The sequence below is a fragment of the Arthrobacter sp. AOP36-C1-22 genome, from assembly GCF_052377515.1.
Taxonomy (GTDB): Bacteria; Actinomycetota; Actinomycetes; order Actinomycetales; family Micrococcaceae; genus Arthrobacter_H.
This window is the reverse complement of the sequence record NZ_JBQSWW010000028.1, coordinates 24,857-44,618: the sequence shown is the minus strand read 5'-3', so window position 1 is coordinate 44,618 and position 19,762 is coordinate 24,857. Positions and strand designations below refer to the sequence as shown.

Genomic DNA, 19,762 nt, shown 5'->3' with positions numbered 1-19,762 from the left:
CTAGGCCAGCCGCTCCTTGACCAGGGTGCTGGTGGTCTTGCCGTCGAAGCGTCCGGCGACTTCCGCGGACACCGTCTTCATGATCTGGCCCATCTGGCGCATCCCCGGCTTCACCCCGTCGACGCTCTGATCGGCAATGGCCCGATCCACGATGGCGACGACGTCGTCCCGGGTCAGCGGTGCCGGCAGATAGGACTCGATGAACGTTGCTTCGGCGATTTCCTTCTCGGCCCGGTCGGGCTGGCCGGCTTCCGTATAGGTCCCGGCGGTCTCGCGCCGGCGGGATGCTTCCTTCTGTAGCAGGGCCGTGACCTGCTGGTCGTCCATCTCCATCGGGGTCTTGCCACCCTTTTCGCGGGTGTTGATTTCGCCCAGGACGTTGCGCAACGTCATCAGTTCCAGCTTGTCGCCGGACTTCATGTGTGCGGTCATATCGAGGCGGAGTTGTTCCTTCAGCGTGCTCATGGGGCGGCCTTTCGTGGCGGTTTGCCGAAGCGGATGCTTCGACCATTATCGCGCATCGGGGAACCGGGGGCCGCATGACGACGCGGCAGGACTCAACGGGGTGCTGGTGCCTCGAGGGTCGGGGCCGGGGGCTACGGGCCGAAATGGTGCCGGCCCAGGGCATCGACCGTGCCGGCCAGACGGTGGAAACCGATGATCGCGATGATCCAACCGGCCAGGACCAGCAGGCCACCGAGGCAGAGCACGACCAGGGCGCCGGTTCCCGGTCCGTCGGTGATGCCGTAGAAGCTGCCGGCCATGCTCGTCACGCCCGATACGGCCGAGACCAGGACCGTCAGCGGTCCCAGGACCAAGGCCAGCAGGAGTCCGCTGGAGATCAGCGCGGCGGAACGGCGGATCACGTGTTCATGGTGGAGGAGTAGTCCATGGTGGCGAAGATCCCGCCGAGGAAGATGATGGCGGCGATGAGCAGCAGCCAGCCCAGCAGCATCAGGCCGTTGAGGATGAGACCGGCGATGGCCATGCCCTTGCCCGCCGGCTCGCGTTGGAGCCCGATGATGCCCAGCACCAGGCCGACGATCGGTACGACGAAGGTGAAACCGGCGAAGATCGAAACGATTCCCAGCACCATGGAGGCAATGCTCATGCCCCGTGGCGGGGGAGCCTGGTACTGGCCATGGGGCTGGTAGGGGTTCTGGCCTGGGTACTGCTGCGGGTACGGCCCCGGCTGGGACATGGGTCCTCCATCGATGCTTGGTGCTGGCATGCCGGTCCCTACGGTAGGTCAGGTCTCCGGCGGGCACCAATGCGTGGCGGGTGGGTACCGCTAGCCCACCGGTACCTCGGCGTCCACCTTCTCTAGCCGGACAAGGACCGCCTTGGAGACCGGGGTGTTGCTGGCTTCTGCCACCAGGGACAGCGGGACCAACACATTGGCCTCCGGATAGTAGGCGGCCACGCAGCCCGGGGTCGTCGGGTATTCGATCAACCGGCAACCGCGCATGACCCGGGACACCCCGTCGTCGTGCACCCCGTGGACATCGGCATGGTCCCCGTCCTTCAAACCCAGCTGGGCCAGATCGGTCGCGTTCACGAAGACCACCTGACGGCCCTTGCGGACTCCGCGGTAGCGGTCGTTGTTGGAGTAGATGGTGGTGTTGAACTGGTCGTGGGAGCGAAGCGTCTGAAGGATCAGCGTGCCGGTGGGACGGGACAGGTATTCCAGCTCGTTGACCGTGAGCATGGCCTTGCCGGTGGGGGTCGGGAAGGTGCGGGTGTCTCGCGGGCCGTGGGCGAGGATGAACCCGCCCTCGCGCCGGATCCGCTGGTTGTAGTTCTCGCAGCCGGGGACCACGCGGGAGATGTGCTCGCGGATGAGGTCGTAGTTCTTCTCGAACCCGACCCAGTCGGCGTCGATCCGCTCGCCCAGGACCGCGTGGGCGAGCCGGCTGACGATCGCCGTTTCGGAGAGCAGCTGATGCGAGACCGGTTCGACGTTGCCCCAGGAGGGGTGCACCGCGCAAACGGTGTCCTCGACGGAGACGAACTGTTCCCCGGACTCCTGGATGTCGATTTCGGTGCGGCCCATGGTCGGCAGGATCAGGGCAGCGGCACCGGTGACGGTGTGGGAGCGGTTGAGCTTCGTGGAGATCTGCACGGTCAGGTCGGTGCCGGCCATGCCGGCTTCGGCCACCCCGGTGTCCGAGACCGCCGAGACCAGGTTTCCGCCGAGGGCGACGAAGACCTTGACCTTGCCCTGCTGCATCGCCTCGAAGGTCTGGACCGAGTCGAAACCGTGGTGGCGGGGAGGATCAAAACTGAACTCGCGGGCCACGGCATCCATGAACGAGTCGGGCATCTGCTCCCAGATGCCCATGGTGCGGTCGCCCTGGACGTTGGAGTGGCCCCGGATCGGGGAGGCCCCGGCGCCGGGTTTGCCGATGTTCCCGCGCAGCAACAGGAGGTTCATGATCTCCTTGATCGTGTCGACCCCCTTCTTCTGCTGGGTGATCCCCATGGCCCAGGTGATGATGACGTTCTCCGCCGCCATGTACCGGTGGGCCAGTTCGTCGATCTCCGCCGATTCCAGGCCGGTGGCCTCCAGCACCGTTTCCTCATCCAGCCCGGCCAGGTGTTCTCGCAGCTCCTCCAGCCCCTGGCAATGCTGGTCCAGGAAGTCATGGTCCAGCACGGTGCCGGGGTGGGCAGCCTCGGCGTCAAGGACCCGTTTGGAGACCGCCTGCATCAGGGCCATGTCCCCGCTGAGGCGGATCTGCAGGAACTGGTCGGCGATGTCGGTGCCCCGGCCGACGATGCCACGGACCTTCTGCGGATTCTTATACCGGCGCAGCCCCGCTTCGGGCAGCGGGTTGATGGCCACGATGTGACCGCCGTTGAGTTTGCAGTTCTCCAATTCGGTGAGCATGCGGGGGTGGTTGGTCCCCGGATTCTGGCCCATGATGATGATCAGGTCCGCGCGTTCGAAGTCCTCGAAGGCCACGGTCGCCTTGCCGACGCCGATGCTCTCGCCCATGGCCCACCCGGAGGATTCGTGGCACATGTTCGAACAATCCGGCAGGTTGTTGGTTCCGAAACCGCGGGCGAAGAGCTGGTAGGCGAAGGCCGCCTCGTTGGAGGTGCGCCCACTGGTGTAGAACACCGCCTCGTCGGGGGAGTCCAGGGACTTCAGTTCGGTCGCCAACAGGTCGATGGCCCCGGACCAGGAGATCGGGCGGTAGTGGTCCTCGCCGGCAGGCTTGTAGACCGGCTCGGTCAGCCGGCCCTGCTGTCCCAACCAGTATTCGGTGCGGGAGCGTAGTTCGGTGACCGAATGCTCGGCCCAGAAGGCGGAGTCGATGAGGATCGGGGTGGCCTCCCAGGTGACGGCCTTGGCCCCGTTCTCGCAGAATTCGAAGGTCTTGCGATGGTGCGGGTCCGGCCAGGCGCAACTGGGGCAGTCGAAACCGTCCTTCTGGTTCAGCTTCATGACGGTCTTGGCGGTCCGCGTCGGCCCCATCTGCGCCAAGGCAGGACCCATGGAATGCGTGACGCCGGGGACCCCTGCCGCCCAATCCTTCGGCCCGTCGTCGACCTCCAGTTCGGATGCCGTCGGCTCGTGTGCTTCCTCGCCATGCTTGGCCACGATGGACCCACCTTTCCGCGACCCATGGGACGGCGTCCGCCGTCGTGGGCTGACACCCTCAGGACTACCAGTGGGGCCCGCGCTTCGCAAGGGGTCATGACCCATTTGACGTCGTCATCTACCGGTGGAAGGGCGCTCAGTTGTTAGGCTCGACGGGTGAGTGAATCCAAGGCGGATGCCGGGCCGCAGATGGTTCCCGGCCGGAGTGTTTCTGATGGTTTCGTCAGGGTCCGCGGGGCCCGGGAGAACAACCTGGCCGAAGTGGACGTGGATGTCCCGCGGGACAGCATCGTCGCGTTCACCGGGGTCTCCGGTTCGGGGAAATCCTCGCTGGCCTTCGGCACGATCTTCGCCGAGGCGCAGCGCCGTTTCCTCGAGTCGGTGGCCCCCTATGCCCGCCGGCTCATCCAGCAAGGCAACACCCCGAAGGTCGAATCGATCACCGGGCTGCCCCCGGCCGTCGCCCTGCAGCAGCGGCGTGGCTCGCCGAGCTCACGCTCGAGCGTCGGGACCCTGACCACGTTGTCGAACTCGCTGCGCATGCTCTTTTCGCGGGCCGGCAGCTACCCCCAGGGTGCCACCCGGCTGGATTCCGACGCCTTCTCACCCAATACCGCCGTCGGCGCCTGCCCGGAGTGCCACGGGTTGGGTGTCTCCCATACCGTCACCGAGGAGACCCTGGTCCCGGATCCGTCGCTGACCATCCGCGAGGGGGCCATTGCCGCCTGGCCGGGGGCCTGGCAGGCAAAGAACCTGCGGGACGTGGCCACCGAACTCGGGTACGACGTCGACTCCCCCTGGCATATGCTGCCGCAGCAGGACCGGGACTGGCTGCTGTTCACCGATGAACAACCCGTCGTCCATGTCACCCCGGAACGCGACCGCATCGCCAAACCCTATAAGGGCCGCTTCTGGAGCGCGAAGTCCCATGTGATGCACACGCTGGCCGAATCCAAATCGGCGACCATGCGGGAGAAGGTCCTGGGGTTCATGGTCTCCGGGCCGTGCCGTGCCTGCGGCGGGACCGGTCTGACCGCCGAGGCGCTCGCCGTCACCTTCGCCGGCCGGTCGATCTCCCAGATCAACCGGCTCCCGCTTGGAGAGCTGGCCCAGCTACTCCAACCCACGGCCGGGCTGACCGAGGAGGATTACGAATCCACCGCGGCCCCGTCCTCGGGGTCCTCGGGCGAGCACAGTGAGGTCGCCGCAACGGTTGCCGCCGATCTGGTCGAGCGGCTCGACGTGTTGATCGGGCTCGGGCTCGGCTACCTGAGCCTTTACCGCGGGACCACCACACTGTCCCCGGGGGAGATGCAGCGGCTGCGGATCGCCACCCAACTGCGCTCCGGACTGTTCGGGGTGGTCTACGTCCTGGACGAACCCTCCGCAGGACTGCATCCCGCCGATGCCGAACCGTTGCTGGCCGTGTTGGAAGAACTGAAGGCCGGAGGCAACTCGGTGTTCGTCGTCGAACACAACATGGATGTGGTCCGCCGGGCCGGGTGGATCGTCGACGTCGGTCCACGGGCCGGTGAAGGCGGGGGAGAGGTGCTCTACTCCGGGCCGGTCGACGGGCTGAAAGCGGTGAAGGGCTCGATCACCAGGTCCTTCCTCTTCGACGCGGAGGACCGGCCCCGTCGGGGTTCCGCCGGGAGGAGGCCCGAAGGGGAACTGGAACTGCAGGGGGTGGGGCTGCACAACCTGGTGGACCTGGATGTGCGCATCCCGTTGGGGGTGCTCACCGCGGTCACCGGTGTCTCGGGGTCGGGTAAATCGACGCTGGTCAGCCGGGTGCTCGCCGATGCGGTCGGTGAACTGGTCCGGACCCCCGCCGTGGAACCGGCCGACGACGATGGCGCCGCCGGGGCCGATGAGGAGACGCTGCATGTGAAGGCCATCCTGGGGGCCGAGCGCATCGGACGGCTGGTCAAGGTCGACCAGAAGCCCATCGGACGGACCCCTCGATCGAACCTGGCCACCTATACCGGCCTCTTCGACGCAGTCCGCAAGACGTTTGCCGCCACCGAGTTGGCCCGGAGCCGCGGCTACGGGGCCGGACGGTTCTCCTTCAACGTGGCCGGCGGCCGGTGTGAGAACTGCCTGGGCGAGGGGTACATCGCCGTCGAACTGCTGTTCCTGCCCGGAAGCTACGGCCCCTGCCCGGTATGCCACGGAACCCGCTACAACCCCGAGACGCTCGAGGTGACCTATCGCGGGTTGAACATCGCCGAGATCCTCGCCCTCAGTGTCGATGAAGCCACCGACGTCCTGGCGGAGGTCCCCGTTGCCGGGCGCAGCCTGGAGACCCTGGTGCAGGTCGGGCTCGGCTATCTGCGGCTGGGGCAACCGGCCACCGAACTCTCCGGCGGGGAGGCGCAGCGGATCAAGCTGGCCACCGAACTCCAGCGGGCCCGCCGCGGCCATACGCTCTACCTGCTCGACGAGCCGACGACGGGACTGCATCCGGCCGACGTACAGCTGCTGTTGGCCCAACTGAACCGGTTGGTCGACGCCGGGAACACGGTGGTCGTGGTCGAACACGAGATGGATGTGGTGGCCGCCGCCGATTGGGTGATCGACCTGGGTCCCTCCGGCGGTGATGCCGGCGGGAAGATCATGGCCGAAGGCACCCCCGCCGACGTCGCGGCGACGCCGGGCAGCCGGACGGCACCCTATCTGCGGGCCCAACTGGACCTGTAGGCCTTGCTGGCCGGTGGGTCTCAGCTGGTGTCTCCGGGCAGCGGTGGTGCCTGGGACCGGTAGTGGTGGCCGGTCGGAGTGGTGACCACCGTGGTATGCCGGGCCCCGGTCACGGTTTCGGTCCTCCACCCGGGCGCTTCCTTGCTGTAATTGCACTCAGCACACAGGCCCGCGGAATTCGCTGCGGTGGTCCTGCCCCCGGCAGCCCACCCCAGCACGTGGTCGTGGTGACGGACCGGGGCATCACACCACGGGCTACGGCAACACTGGTCGCGGGTCTCGATGAAACGAGCCAACCCCGCAGGAAAGATCCGCGTACGCGAGTCCATCGCGACCAGCTCCCCGGTCTCCGGGGCCGTATACAGCCGCCGGAGCCACGCCAACTGCTGTGGGGCGGGAAGATCATCAGCCCCGCCGGTACTGGTCCCGGGGGTACGAAGGCCACCGGCCCGGCGGATCAGATCCCTAGCCACTTGGGCCGGGATGACCCCGTACCCGGGAAGGAACGCCGGTTCGCCATCACCCTGGAATAACGTCCGGTCGGTCATGACCAACTGGATCGCCACCGGCACCGCAGCCGCGCTGGCCCGACCGGTCAGACGCTCGACCAGGGTGTCGGCCATGATCTGCCCGCGGGAGCGGCCATCACCGATACCCACCAACCGGTCAGCTTCCATCGTGAGGGCCTTGAGCACCGAAACGCCCTGGGCCACCGGCAACAACCCGGACAAGATCGACATGGTGTCAGGGGCAGGTCGCAGGGAGACCCTGCGGTCCTTCACCGCCCGGCGGGCCCGGTCCACCACCGCCGACGGTGAGGCCGCGTAGGCTAATTTCCTGGCCCGGGCCACCAAGGCCCGGGTCCCGACGCCTTCAAGTACTGAAGGGTCGGCCAACAGTTGTTCATCGACCTGACGGCGTTGCTCCGCGTCCAGGCAGGCGGTTTCCTGCACCAGCAGGGTGGCCCGCCATTCACTGAGTCGGCCGGTGGCCAGGGAGTGGTGGGCATGGGGCATCTCGTTCACCACGGCCTGGGCCATCCCCACCAGCCGGTGCCCGGCATGCGGGGATTCGGACCGGGCCAACGCGACCTGGGTGTGGACCCCGGCCCCGGCCTTCTCCGCCGGGAGGCCTTCGGCCAGGTGGCGGGTGCGCACGGCCGCGTCCAGGGCCACCGCTGCCCGGGCCTGGAGGCCGGACAGGGCGTTCTTCGCTGCTTCGGCGGTGGCCAGGACGTCGATGAGGTCGGCCTCGTCCAGGCCGGCGGTGTCCATGGTGGGCAACAGGTCCAACAGCGAGGTCAGCACCCCGGGGGCAGGTCCTGCCGTCGGGGTGTTCGGGGTCCTTGGTGATTCGAACATGTCTTCGATTCTATCGAAGGCATCCCACGGAAAGCCCGGGAAACCAACCCTGTGAGGGGCCCGTGGATCACCCAAGAAACCCCCTGCCGAACTACTGGCGGTGCAGGATGTTCTCCTGGACGACGTCGTAGCCCAACCTCAGGATCAGCACCGTCACGACCACGAGGAAGACGATGCGGATGAACCTGCTGCCCTTGCTCACGGCCATCCGCGCCCCCAGATAGCCGCCCACCATGTTGGCCAGCCCCAACACGAGCCCCAGCCCCCAGAGCAGGTGCCCGGTGGGCAGGAAGAAGGCCAGCGCCCCCAGGTTGGTGGCCATGTTCACGATCTTGGCCTTGGCGCTGGAGGCCAGGAAGTTGTATCCGAGGAAGACGACCATCGCGATGATCAGGAATGATCCGGTCCCGGGGCCGATGAGCCCGTCGTAGAACCCGATGACCAGGCCGATGACCGCCGCCACCGCATAGTGCCGGCGACCGGTATGGCGCAGGGTCGTCAGCTCCCCGACCGTGGGTCTGACGGCGGTGAAGATCGCCACGGCGACCAACGCGGCGACGATGATCGGCTTGAAGACCGCCGCGGGCAACAGGGTGGCCACGATCGCGCCGCCGAAGCTGCCGATCAGGGCGATGCCGGCCATCTGCAATGCGGTCTTCAGGTCGGGGTTGGCCCGGCGGTAGTAGGTGATGGCACTGGTCGTCGTGCCGAACACCGAGCCGAGCTTATTGGTGGCCAGCGCCTGGACGGGCGTGATGCCGGGGACCAGCAACAAGGCCGGCAACTGGAGCAGTCCCCCGCCACCGACGACGGCATCGATCCAGCCGGCAGCCAGACCCGCGACGAGCACCAGCAACACGGTGCCCAGCTGGAGGTCCACCAGCCCGGAGCCCTCCAGCAGGGACGCCCAGTCCACCGGGTGACCGCCTAGCCGCGAACGGCGTCGACGAGGTGGCCCACCACATCGGCCACCGGGATGTTCTCGGCGGTCCCGGAGGCCCGGTCCTTGACTTCCACCAGACCTTCAGCCAGGCCACGGCCCACGACGGCGATGGTGGGGACCCCGACCAGTTCGGCATCACCGAACTTCACCCCGGCGGAGACCTTCGGGCGGTCGTCGAAGATGACGTCGATGCCCTGGGCGTCGAGCGCTGCGGCGATGCGTTCGGCTTCGGCAAAGAGCTCGGCGCCCTTGCCGGTCACCATGAGGTGTACGTCGGCGGGGGCGACGTTGCGCGGCCACATCAGCCCACGGTCGTCGTGGTTGGTTTCGGCCAACGCGGCCACGGCTCGCGTGACCCCGACCCCGTAGGAGCCCATCGTGACCGTGACGAGCTTGCCGTTCTGGTCCAGGACCTTCAGTTCCAGTGATTCGGCGTATTTGCGGCCCAGCTGGAAGATATGACCCATTTCGATGCCTCGTGCGGTGCGCAGCGGCCCGGAGCCATCGGGGGCGGGGTCGCCCTCGCGGACCTCCACGCATTCGATGGTGCCGTCCCAACCGAAGTCGCGACCGGCGACCAGGCCGAAGACGTGGCGTCCGGGTTCGTTGGCACCGGTGATCCAGGAGGTACCGGAAACGACGCGCGGGTCCACCAGGTAGAGGACCCCGCTGGCCGCCTCGGTGCCCAGCACCGCATGATCGAGTCCGTTGCCGGGACCTATGTAGCCCTTGACCAGCGACGGGTTCTTCTTCAGGTCGTCCTCGGTGGCTGCCTCGATCTCCACTTCGCCGCCGATCTCCAGGTGGCCGGCGATATTGGCCTCGACGCGCTTGAGGTCCACCGCCCGGTCCCCCGGCAGGCCGATGACGACCAGCCGGCGCTCCCCGGTGGGCATTTTCGCGGCGATGACGACGTTCTTGAGCGTATCCGCTGCGGTCCACTCGCCGGCGTCCCGGGGGGCCACCTCGTTGGCGACGGCCACCAGCGTGTCGATGGTCGGGGTGTCGGGGGTGTCCTTGATCTGGCACGCCGGCAGCGTGGAGTAGTCGATGTCTTCGGGCACGACGGTGGTCACGGCCTCCACGTTGGCCGCATAGCCGCCGGCCGAACGCACGAACGTGTCTTCCCCGACCGGGGTCGGGTGCAGGAACTCCTCGGATTTGGAACCACCCATGGCCCCGGCGGTGGCCTTGACCGGCAGGATCTCCAGGCCCAGGCGGGAGAAGATCTTCAGGTAGGCCTCGCGGTGCTTGGCGTAGGCGGTGTCCAGACCGACGTCGTCGATGTCGAAGGAGTAGGAGTCCTTCATGATGAATTCGCGGCCGCGGAGCAGGCCGGCGCGGGGGCGGGCCTCGTCCCGGTACTTGTTCTGGATCTGGTAGAGGTAGACCGGCAGGTCCTTATAGGAGTTGTAGAGGTCCTTCACCAGGAGCGTGAACATCTCCTCGTGGGTCGGTGCCAGCAGGTAGTCGGCGCCCTTGCGGTCCTGGAGCCGGAAGAGGGCGTCGCCGTATTCGGTCCAGCGGCCGGTGGCCTCGTAGGGTTCGCGCGGCAGCAGGGCCGGGAAGTGGACTTCCTGGCCGCCGATGGCGTTCATTTCCTCACGGACGATCGCCTCGACCTTCGCCAGGACGCGCAGGCCCAACGGGAGCCAGCTGTAGATGCCGGGGGCGGCGCGGCGGATGTAGCCGGCCCGCACCAGCAGCTTATGGCTGGCGACCTCGGCGTCAACCGGGTCTTCGCGCAGGGTGCGCAGGAACATGGTGGAAAGTCGCAGGACCACGCTTGCTGTCCGTTTCCGCGGGCTGGGCCGCTGGTCGTGTGGGTTGATGTCCGGGTCGGGACGCTTCCAATTTACCCGCTGCCCGACGAAGGGCCGAACAGCGTAGGGCCCGCGGGCCGCGTCATTGCGTTCGCAATGCTTCCAGCGCCTCATCGAGCTGCTCGGCCACATCCTCGGGAACGATGTCTTCCTCCTGCTCGTCGCGCGTGGTGGCCGAGACCACCACGGCTCCATCGCTGCCGGAAACGGTGTAGCTGGCCACCCCCTGTTCCCCGGCGGCGACATCCATACGGTAGCCCACGGTGGCTTCGGCATCCGTCGTCGTCTTCTCCCGGTCCACCGTGGCGGTCGCGTCGGTGTCGCCCAGATGCAGGTCGAAGGTCCCGCAGCGGCTGACCAGATCCGTGGTGCGGGAGACGGCGGCGGCGGCGGCTTCGGGATCGGGGTAGGAGGCCAGCGATACGTAGCTTTCCCGGTTGACCGTATCCCCGGGGATGGTCACCGAGGTGATGACCGCCCCGGCGGGCAACGTGGCTTCCTGGTTGTCCATGAACGGCGCACATTGGGCGGGGGTGATGTCCATGTCGTCGAGCAGGGCCTGCCCGGTTTCGGTCTGTCCGGCGATCTCCTTGGCCGTCCGGACCCGGGCCCCGGGATGGTTTTCGGCCAGTTCATGGGCCGCCTCGGCCAATTCATCGGCGGTGAAGGACGGCAGCGGGCCCGTCAGCGGGGGCAGGGCACTGCTGCTCGCGGGAGCTTCGCTGCTGCTCGGGGACGCGGCAGCGGAGGACGACGACGGCGCCGGGTCCGCTGACCCGCTGCCGCCGGCCTCGGACGGTCCCCCCGGATCGCCGCCGGTGCAGGCGCTCAGGACCAATGGCAGGGCCAGAAGCACTGCGGCGGTCCTGCCACCTCTGGCTGCAGACGATGCCCCGTCCATGGGTCCCCCGTTTCGCAGGCCGGAACCGGCCCCGTGGGTGCCGGATGTTCTCCCCCACCCTAGCGAACGTGGAGCCCGCGAGGCAGGACCGCAGCACTGCGGATTCAGAACAGGACCGTGGCGAATTCCCCGACCTGTTCGAATCCGGCGCGGCGGTAGGTGGCCAGGGCCGGGAGGTTGTAGTCGTTCACGTACAGGCTCGTGACCGGAGACAGGGCCAGTGCCGATCCCGCCACCGCGGCCATGGCCGGCCCGGAGATGCCTTCTCCGCGGTGTTCCGGGGAGACCCAGACCCCCTGGATCTGGGTGGCGTGCGGGGAAACGGTCCCGAGTTCGGCCTTGAAGCGGATGCCGCCATCCGCCGGGCGGTCCACGAAGGAATGTCCCTGGCGGATCAGCGAACGAACCCTGGAACGGTAGAAGGGGGCGCCGGCACCCAAGGGCGAGTACCCCAGTTCCTCTTCGAACATGGCGGCACAGGCCGGCAGGACGGCGTCGAAATCGGCCATCGTCGATCTCCGGACGGCGGTGGATGGAAGGATCCGCGGCTGCCGGTCCAAGACCATCAAGGGTTGGGAGGGCCGGACATCGAAGGCGCGTTGCGGGGATTCGGGCCGCAGCGAGTCCCAGAGCGGCAGCACGGCAGAGGCCGGACCGAACATGGAGGAGACCTGGCGTTCCATGCCCAGGACCGCGGTGGCGAAGGCCAGTGCGTCGTCGGGCCCGGCCTGGATGGGGACCAGGTTCGCGCCGACCCAGAGTGCCGCGCTCAGTTCACCGGCGTCGTAGCGTCCCAGCACCAGGGACCCCGTCGGGGTCGGTGCCGCGGAACCGGTGGCCGCCAGTTGGGCGTCCATGAAGATGTTGGACACCGGGTCCCGGGCGACGAGGCCCCGCAGGGCGGCGGTATCCTCGTCGGCCAGGACGCGGACGGTGTCCCCGAAGGGTTCGCCACCGCTGTAGCGCAGCTTCGCCGGAGGGAACCATGGGAGTGCACGGGAGAGGATCCTGGACATTCCTTCCCCTTCCCGGCGCCTGCGGTGGCGGCTTATGCCAAAGTCTTGCAGACTCCGGCCCGTGGCGGAACCAGATGACACCGCATGGTGTTGCTTTGGATCAGGAGACCGAAACACTCGGGACGCCACCGGTGGCATCCCCCGCGGCTTCCATTTCCTCTACGATGCGTCCGGCTTCTTCGATGAGGGTCTCCACGATCTGGTCCTCGGGGACGGTCTTGATGACTTCCCCCTTGACGAAGATCTGTCCCTTGCCGTTGCCGGAGGCGACGCCGAGATCGGCTTCGCGGGCTTCGCCGGGTCCGTTGACGACGCACCCCATGACGGCCACGCGCAGCGGGAACTCCATGCCCTCGAGCCCGGCCGTGACCTCGTCGGCCAGCTTGTACACATCGACCTGGGCCCGGCCGCAGGAGGGGCAGGATACGATTTCGAGCTTGCGGGGACGCAGGTTCAGCGACTGCAGGATCTGGTCCCCGACCTTGATCTCCTCGACCGGCGGGGCGGAGAGGGAGACCCGGATGGTGTCGCCGATGCCCTGGGAGAGCAGTGCGCCGAAGGCCGTCGCGGACTTGATGGTGCCCTGGAAGGCCGGACCGGCTTCGGTCACGCCCAGGTGCAGGGGCCAGTCGCCCTGTTCGGCCAGCAGCTCGTAGGCGCGGACCATGACGACCGGGTCGTTGTGCTTGACGGAGATCTTGAAGTCGTGGAAGTCGTGTTCCTCGAACAGGGACGCCTCCCAGACCGCTGATTCGACGAGCGCCTCGGGGGTGGCCTTGCCGTACTTCTTCATCAGGCTCGGGTGCAGGGAGCCGGCGTTGACGCCGATGCGGATCGAGGTGCCGTGGTCCTTGGCCGCCTGGGCGATCTCCTTGACCTGGTCGTCGAATTTGCGGATGTTCCCCGGGTTCACGCGCACTGCCGCGCAGCCGGCTTCGATCGCCGCGTAGACGTACTTCGGCTGGAAGTGGATGTCCGCGATGACGGGAATCTGTGACTTCCTGGCGATGATCGGCAGGGCCTCGGCATCATCGGGCGACGGGCAGGCCACCCGGACGATATCGCAGCCCGAGGCCGTGAGTTCGGCGATCTGCTGCAACGTGGCGTTGATGTCGGTGGTCGGCGTGGTGGTCATCGACTGCACGCTGATCGGGGATTCCGAACCAACACCGACGGCCCCGACCTTGATCTGTCGGGTTTTCCGTCGCGGGGCCAGAACCGGTGGTGGGGCGGCTGGCATTCCAAGGCTGACCGAGGTCAAATTATCCTCCGGGTTTTCAGGGGTGTTCATCCAGGCCCCATTATCCCCCTTCCGAGGGGAAAATGGGGCCCGATAGTGGATCAGACGTGGTGAGAGAGCTCACCGGTCACGGGGCTCCATTCGGTCAGGCGCAGTGCCGCGACCAGGGAGTTGGCGTTGAACGGGTCTTCGCCGAGCTTCGCGGCGAGGGCCTCCTCGGAGGGTGCCTTGATCAGCAACAGGGCCCCCGAGCCATCCACGTAGGGGCCGGAAGCCACGAGGGAGAACCCGTCGGTCAGGGTCCCCAGGAAGGCACGGTGCGCGGGGCGGTGTTCGTCCCGGGCGGCTTCGGAATCAGCTGCGTATACGTATTCCACGGCAAAAATCGTCATGGGCACCAGTGTACGTTCCCCGCGACAGGCCGGTGGACCGGCTACTGGTAGGAGACGAACCACGGTTTCGGCTCGAGGTCGAAGGTCTGCTCGGGGGTGAAGGTCGGGGAGTCCTCGTCGATGAAGTTCTTCCACGCCATCCTGATGCCGTCGGGCAGGTCCCGACGCAGGTTCTTCCAGGTCGCCAGTTTCATCCCCGGGGTGCCGTGGCCGTCGGCATGCAGGACCATCGCCAACTCGGGGTGGGTGGTGTCCAGCGTGGAACGGTCCGTGATCATGCTCCGCCGGAACTGATGGAGAATGACGACCTTCTGCGGCAGTTCCTTCTTCCGGGTCAGTGCGGCCAGCCAGTCGTTGGTCCGGTTCAGTTCCGCGGCGTCGACGGAACCGATTTGTTCCATATGCCGTTGCCCGGGCTTCAGCCTCCATTCCGGGTCGTAGGCGATGCCCACGTTCGGGTAGGCCAGCAGCTTCTCGTAGTGCTTGGCCTGGGTCAGGAAGTCGTTGCGTCCGGGTTGCAGGTCCAGCACCACATAGATCCCGGCCTCTTGTGCCGCCTTGACCCAGGGTTCCAGGGTGTCCACCGGGGTGTAGCGGGAGTACTTCCCGTCCGCACCGGGGGCTGCGGAGGCGACCGTGGCGATGATCTCGAAGGCGGGCTGGACCTTTTCCTTGCTATGGGGCTGGTATTCGGCGGCCAGTTCCCGGGCCCGTTTGATCGTTCCGTCGAGGTCCTGCTCCCCCAGGGCGCCCAGGGAGGAGGTGCCGGGTGAGCCGTAGAGCCCGATCAGGCGCCGGTCCGGGAACACGAGCTGCCCGCCGCCGGGAAGTTCCTGTCCACCGGCTGCAGTGGCTGCCAGGGCAGAGAACTCTGCCGGTTTGGCGAACCCCTTTCCGAGCGTGAGAAGCTGCGCGCCCGCATGGTCACCGAAGAATTCCCGGTTCGTGTCGGCCCGCGGATCGGGTGATTTCATCCTCGCCCGGTCCGCCCCCGCGGCTTCGGCGGTGGCCAAGGCCGGTCCCGCCGCCGGGTCTGCCTTCTTCCCCGCCCGGACAACGACCGCGAACCCGGGGTCGGTCGCCTTTTCTGCTGCATCGATGGAGGGCGGTTCCGCGTCCGGGTCCTCCCCGTCCACGACGTCCCGGTCCCCCGCCACCGCCTCGGACAGGGGCCCGTAGGCGATGAGGGTGCCCGCCCCCAGACGCTTCAATTCCTCGTCGAAGTCCTTCTGCTCCGAAGCCCCCTCGGGGGCCATGAGCACCGGGATGCCGAGTTCGCCGGCCCGCCCCGCGGCCCGCGTGGAGGAGTCGGCGTCGTCGTTTCCGAGGACGACGACGGCGGGTGCCTTCGCGAAGAACGCCTCGCTGGCTTCCAGTGCCATATCCCCGGTGTCCCCACCCAGGTGGCTGATGCCCGGCTCCGGCTCGGCCAACACGACGCGGTCGGGGTTCGCCCCTGACGACGCCGCCGTGTTTCCGGCGTCGTTCCCCGGGGCGTTCGCGGTGCATCCGGCCACGAGGAGCCCCAGGGCCAGGGTGGCCGCGACGAGGGCGCTCCCGCGCAGCGTGGTGCCGGTGGTGCGTCGATCACCCAAAAATATTCACCGGTTTGACGATATCCGCATAGATCAGCAGCGCACCCATACCCAGCAACAGGACGCCCACCACGTAGGTCAGGGGCATGAGTTTGGCGATGTCCACCGGCCCCGGGTCCCGACGTTTGAAGACGCGGGCGACGAAACGGCGCAGGCCTTCCCAGAGGGCGCCGACCACATGGCCGCCGTCCAGGGGAAGCAATGGAATGAGGTTGAAGACGAACAGCGCGACGTTCAGGCTGGCGACCAGACCGAAGAGCGTGGCGATGCGGTCCTTGATCGGGATTTCGTCCATGGCGCTGACCTCGCCGGCGATCCGGCCGACTCCGACGACCGACATCGGCCCGTTCGGGTCACGTGGGGCCGAGGAGAACGCCGCCTGACCGACGGCAACCAGCCGAGCCGGTAAGTCCACGACAATGCCGGCGACGGCCCGCACGTTCTGACCCACCGCAGGTGGCACTTCGGACAATGGCAACGTCATCTGCACGTTTTCGGAGCCCATGCCCACGAAGCCGACGTTGACCAGTTCGGTATTGCCGTTGGCGTCGGTTTTGATCCTCCCGTTGATGTCCAGGGCAGGTTGCTGCGATAACCGCGGAGTGATCGTAGTCTGATGTTCCGATCCGTCACGCAGGTAGGTAATCGGAACAGTTTTTCCGGCGTCGGCCCGGATGAGTTCGGAGAGATCGTCCCACTGCCACTCCTTGACCTGGTGGCCGTCGAAAGAGGTGATGCGGTCCCCGGGGCGCAGTCCAGCTTCGTAGGCAGGTGCCGCAGGATCTCCCGCCTGGCAGTTGGCAGCAGCGTCGTCGCCGCCGCGGGCCTTCTGATCCGCCTGGCTGACCACGCACTGGTAGACCTCTGAGATGTTGGTGGTGTGCTGGATGGAGCCGAAACCGCTGATCAGCACGGCGAAGAGCACGAAGGCGATGACCAGGTTCATGAACGGGCCGCCGAGCATGATGATGACGCGTTTATATACCGGGAGTTTATAGAACATCCGGTGCTCATCCCCGGGGCGCAGTTGCTCCGCGGCCGCTTGACGGGTCTCATTGGCCAGCTGGGTGAACATTCCCGTGCTGGCGGCCTTGACCTTGCCCTCCACCGCTGTCGCCTCGGCGGGAGGGAACATCCCGATCATCGAGATGTAGCCGCCCAGAGGGATCGCTTTGACCCCGTATTCGGTTTCTCCGCGCCGGCGCGAGAAGATCGTCTTGCCGAAGCCGATCATGTACTGCGGCACACGCACGCCGAAGAGCTTGGCCGGGACCAGGTGGCCGACCTCGTGCAGGGCGATGGACACGGCAACACCGATCGCAACGATCAGGACGCCGGCAATGAAGAGGATGACTGTCACAATTGTCCCCAACGATCCTGGGCGCTCTTTCGTGCCCACGCTTCGGCCACGAGTACCGACTGGACACTGAGTTCATCGCCGACGATGGCCCCGGCGTCGTATTTGCCCACCACATCGGCGACGGCGTCCACGATCTCGGGGAACCGGATGCGTCCTGCGTGGAAGGCCGCGACGGCTTCCTCGTTCGCCGCGTTGTAGACGGCCATATGGGTGGCAGAGGTCTTCGCTGCCTGCTTGGCCAGGCGGATCGCCGGGAAGGCCTCCTCGTCCAGCGGTTCGAAGGTCCAGGTCGAGGCGGTGGTGAAGTCACAGGCCGCCGCCGCGCCGGGGACCCGGGCCGGCCAGCCCATGCCCAGGGCGATCGGCAGGCGCATATCCGGCGGAGAGGCCTGGGCGATGGTGGAGCCGTCGATGAACTCGACCATGGAGTGCACGATCGACTGCGGGTGGACGACGGCGTCGATCTTCTGAAGCGGGACGTCGAAGAGCAGATGGGCTTCGATGACCTCCAACGCCTTGTTGACCATGGTCGCCGAGTTGGTGGACACAACCTTGCCCATCTCCCAGGTGGGGTGGGCCAGCGCCTGGGCGGGGGTGACGTCTTCCAGGGCGTCCCGGCCCATCCCGCGGAACGGGCCTCCCGAGGCGGTGACGATCAGTCGGGCGACTTCCGCGGTGGTGCCGGCACGCAGGGCCTGGGCCAGAGCCGAATGTTCCGAGTCCACCGGAACCAGCTGGCCCGGCGCGGCGGCCTGCTTCACCAGGGCGCCACCGGTGATCAGCGATTCCTTATTCGCCAACGCCAGCAGGTGTCCCGCCTTCAGGGCCGCCAGCGTCGGGGCCAACCCGATCGAGCCGGTGACGCCGTTGAGGACGACGTCGGCTTCCGGGTAGCCGGCGATGCGTGCCGTCGCCGTGGGGCCGGTGAGCAGTTCGGGGCGGTAGGAGCTGTGTCCGGCAAGCTCGGCATGGGCGTGGATGCGCGCCTTGAGCTCATCGACGTCCCCCTCGGCGAGCGCGACGACCTCGGCCCGGGTGTGCACCGCCTGCCGGGCCAGGAGTTCGAGGTTGGAGCCGCCGGCGAGCGCGACGATGCGGAACCGGTCGGGGGCTGCATCGGCGACGTCGATGGCCTGGGTGCCGATCGACCCGGTCGAACCGAGCAGGACGATGCGCCGGGGGGCATCCGGGGCGGGGTTGATATGTGGCGGTTCGCGAAACTCCATGCCTCCAGTATCGCGCACTCGGCGGCGGGGGTGGACATCCCGGCGGCCGGGTCAGGAGGACTCGCCGTCGTCCTCTTCCCCTTCGTCGTCCAGGTCGCTCCAGTCGGCGTCGAGCCCTGAGGCGTCGGCCGCATCACCGGGGAATTCGAAGGGGTGCCGGAGCATCCAGATGAGCCGCCGGGTGACCCCCGGGCGCACCGGGAAGGTGTCCACATGGAAGATCTCGGGGTCCGCCAGCGAGGGTCGGTAGGTCCCCAGGCTGTCGGAGCCCCCGGCCTCCTCGGGCGAGGCCGGGGCATAGTGTACGGCCAACGGCGAGCCGAGTTCGGCGGCCAGTTGTGTGGCCAGCAGGATCCCCTCGGCCCGGTGGCGTCGAGACAGGACCCCGGTGGACGCGGTGTCGATGTCGTGGTCGGTGAACTCGGTTTCCCAGGCACGCATCCTGGCTTCGAGTTCGGCCGGCAGCGCCAGTTCGTCATAGGCCACGGGCTCCCACGTCCAGACCGGGCTCTCCCCATTTTCGACGAAGAGGCGCACATAGGGCACCCCTTCGATCGTGGTGTAGCTGGTATCCGGCTCCATCTCCTCCATGGGGACAGTGTGCCAGTGTTCAGTCGTCGGAGACGCGGAGGTCGACCTCGATGTTGCCTCGGGTGGCATTGGAATAGGGGCACACCTGGTGGGCCGCCTCGGCCAGCTCGCTGGCCACGGTCGCGTCCACAGCGGGCAGGGTGACTTCCAGGGTCACTGCCAGGCCGAACCCTCCGGACTCGAGCCCACCGAGGTGGACCTGGGCGCCGACGCTGGACCCATCGACGTCGATCTGGCGTTCGCGGGCCACCATCTGCAGTGCACTGTGGAAGCACGCGGCGTAGCCGGCGGCGAAGAGTTGTTCGGGGTTGGCACCGGCACCTGAACCGCCCATGGATTGCGGGATGGCCAGATCGAGGTCGACCCGGTTGTCGGTGGAGGTGACATGCCCGTCGCGGCCGCCACCGGTGGCGAGTGCTTCAGCGGTGTAGAGAGTCTTCATGATGGATCCTTGGGGTTGTCGGTGCGGGCAGGCGTTGCCTGCCCGGTGGAACAGATCTTGGCCAGTAGCCGGCGCAGCTCGACTGCTTCCGCTGCCTCTAGGCCCAGCTGGGCGAACAGACGTGCTGGAATCCCAACGGCGTCCTCGCGCAGGGCCGCGCCCTCGGAAGTCAACTGGACCGTGACCACGCGCTCATCGGCAGTGCCGCGATGCCGTTGGATGCGGCCGGAGGCTTCCAGCCGCTTCAGCAGCGGTGACAGGGTCCCTGAGTCGAGACCGAGCCGCCGTCCAAGCGTGGAAACCGGTTGACCGTCCTGCTCCCACAGGGCGAGCATGACCAGATATTGCGGATAGGTCAGGCCCAACGGCGCCAACAACGGGCGGTAGGCAGCCACGACGGTCTTCTCACTGGAATAGAGCGGGAAGCATAATTGCTCGTCGAGAGCCAGCGGGTTGATCTGCATAAATTAAGAATAGTGCACAATTTAGTTGTGGGCAACTCATCTAACCTGCCATCCATTAGCGTTCCACTGAGCCCGGCTGTCGTTTTCCGAAGACGATCGCT

General features: G+C 67.2%; 18 protein-coding genes. 1 reads left to right on the top strand and 17 read right to left on the bottom strand.

All coding sequences use genetic code 11. From position 1 onward, the window contains the following. From ACT3S6_RS13660 to ACT3S6_RS13645, 4 genes are all read right to left on the bottom strand, one after another. Complete coding sequence (locus tag ACT3S6_RS13660; protein ID WP_444555404.1) at positions 1–465, bottom strand: GatB/YqeY domain-containing protein; 465 nt, start codon at positions 463–465, stop codon at positions 1–3. A gap of 131 nt (positions 466–596) precedes the next feature. Continuing rightward, entirely contained in the window at positions 597–866 is a 270-nt protein-coding gene (locus tag ACT3S6_RS13655) for a hypothetical protein (RefSeq protein ID WP_444555403.1), read from the bottom strand. Continuing rightward, complete coding sequence (locus ACT3S6_RS13650) at positions 863–1,201, bottom strand: DUF4190 domain-containing protein (protein WP_444555402.1); 339 nt, start codon at positions 1,199–1,201, stop codon at positions 863–865. The genes ACT3S6_RS13655 and ACT3S6_RS13650 overlap by 4 nt, the downstream gene beginning before the upstream one ends. Positions 1,202–1,291: 90 nt before the next feature. Next, a complete protein-coding gene (locus ACT3S6_RS13645) occupies positions 1,292–3,607 on the bottom strand; it encodes an FdhF/YdeP family oxidoreductase (RefSeq protein ID WP_444555401.1) in 2,316 nt (771 codons plus the stop codon). A gap of 189 nt (positions 3,608–3,796) precedes the next feature. On the opposite strand from ACT3S6_RS13645, the gene ACT3S6_RS13640 reads away from it, so the two are divergent. After that, positions 3,797–6,307 carry an ABC transporter gene (locus tag ACT3S6_RS13640; protein ID WP_444555407.1) on the top strand — a complete coding sequence of 837 codons (2,511 nt, stop codon included), beginning with the start codon at positions 3,797–3,799 and terminating at the stop codon, positions 6,305–6,307. A gap of 20 nt (positions 6,308–6,327) precedes the next feature. Here ACT3S6_RS13640 and ACT3S6_RS13635 read toward each other — a convergent pair whose 3' ends face one another. The 13 genes from ACT3S6_RS13635 to ACT3S6_RS13575 all read right to left on the bottom strand — a co-directional run bounded on the left by ACT3S6_RS13635 (position 6,328) and on the right by ACT3S6_RS13575 (position 19,661). Beyond that, complete coding sequence (locus tag ACT3S6_RS13635) at positions 6,328–7,668, bottom strand: HNH endonuclease (RefSeq protein WP_444555400.1); 1,341 nt, start codon at positions 7,666–7,668, stop codon at positions 6,328–6,330. Positions 7,669–7,759: 91 nt separating this feature from the next. After that, positions 7,760–8,584 carry a sulfite exporter TauE/SafE family protein gene (locus tag ACT3S6_RS13630; protein WP_444555399.1) on the bottom strand — a complete coding sequence of 275 codons (825 nt, stop codon included), beginning with the start codon at positions 8,582–8,584 and terminating at the stop codon, positions 7,760–7,762. A gap of 11 nt (positions 8,585–8,595) precedes the next feature. Then, on the bottom strand, positions 8,596–10,395 hold the full coding sequence (locus ACT3S6_RS13625; protein WP_444555398.1) for a proline--tRNA ligase: 1,800 nt from the start codon (positions 10,393–10,395) through the stop codon (positions 8,596–8,598). A gap of 121 nt (positions 10,396–10,516) precedes the next feature. Then, positions 10,517–11,335, bottom strand: a complete 819-nt coding sequence (locus tag ACT3S6_RS13620; protein ID WP_444555397.1) for a hypothetical protein — start codon at positions 11,333–11,335, stop codon at positions 10,517–10,519. A gap of 104 nt (positions 11,336–11,439) precedes the next feature. Continuing rightward, positions 11,440–12,351, bottom strand: a complete 912-nt coding sequence (locus ACT3S6_RS13615) for a GNAT family N-acetyltransferase (RefSeq protein ID WP_444555396.1) — start codon at positions 12,349–12,351, stop codon at positions 11,440–11,442. A gap of 100 nt (positions 12,352–12,451) precedes the next feature. Further along, on the bottom strand, positions 12,452–13,612 hold the full coding sequence (ispG, locus tag ACT3S6_RS13610; protein ID WP_444555406.1) for a flavodoxin-dependent (E)-4-hydroxy-3-methylbut-2-enyl-diphosphate synthase: 1,161 nt from the start codon (positions 13,610–13,612) through the stop codon (positions 12,452–12,454). An 80-nt stretch (positions 13,613–13,692) separates the two neighbouring features. Further along, the gene (locus tag ACT3S6_RS13605; RefSeq protein ID WP_444555395.1) at positions 13,693–13,983 is read right to left on the bottom strand and encodes a YciI family protein; all 291 of its coding nucleotides are present in this window, start codon (positions 13,981–13,983) and stop codon (positions 13,693–13,695) included. A 41-nt stretch (positions 13,984–14,024) separates the two neighbouring features. Continuing rightward, a complete protein-coding gene (locus ACT3S6_RS13600) occupies positions 14,025–15,578 on the bottom strand; it encodes a hypothetical protein (protein WP_444555394.1) in 1,554 nt (517 codons plus the stop codon). Next, on the bottom strand, positions 15,571–16,941 hold the full coding sequence (locus ACT3S6_RS13595) for a M50 family metallopeptidase (RefSeq protein WP_444555405.1): 1,371 nt from the start codon (positions 16,939–16,941) through the stop codon (positions 15,571–15,573). The genes ACT3S6_RS13600 and ACT3S6_RS13595 overlap by 8 nt, the downstream gene beginning before the upstream one ends. Further along, positions 16,935–18,164, bottom strand: coding sequence for a 1-deoxy-D-xylulose-5-phosphate reductoisomerase (dxr, locus tag ACT3S6_RS13590; RefSeq protein WP_444555393.1), 1,230 nt, complete (start codon positions 18,162–18,164; stop codon positions 16,935–16,937). Before dxr ends, ACT3S6_RS13595 begins: the two co-directional genes overlap by 7 nt. A gap of 51 nt (positions 18,165–18,215) precedes the next feature. Further along, the gene (locus ACT3S6_RS13585) at positions 18,216–18,755 is read right to left on the bottom strand and encodes a hypothetical protein (RefSeq protein WP_444555392.1); all 540 of its coding nucleotides are present in this window, start codon (positions 18,753–18,755) and stop codon (positions 18,216–18,218) included. A gap of 19 nt (positions 18,756–18,774) precedes the next feature. Continuing rightward, complete coding sequence (locus tag ACT3S6_RS13580; RefSeq protein ID WP_444555391.1) at positions 18,775–19,197, bottom strand: organic hydroperoxide resistance protein; 423 nt, start codon at positions 19,195–19,197, stop codon at positions 18,775–18,777. Continuing rightward, the gene (locus ACT3S6_RS13575; protein ID WP_444555390.1) at positions 19,194–19,661 is read right to left on the bottom strand and encodes a MarR family winged helix-turn-helix transcriptional regulator; all 468 of its coding nucleotides are present in this window, start codon (positions 19,659–19,661) and stop codon (positions 19,194–19,196) included. Before ACT3S6_RS13575 ends, ACT3S6_RS13580 begins: the two co-directional genes overlap by 4 nt. Positions 19,662–19,762 lie beyond the last annotated feature (101 nt).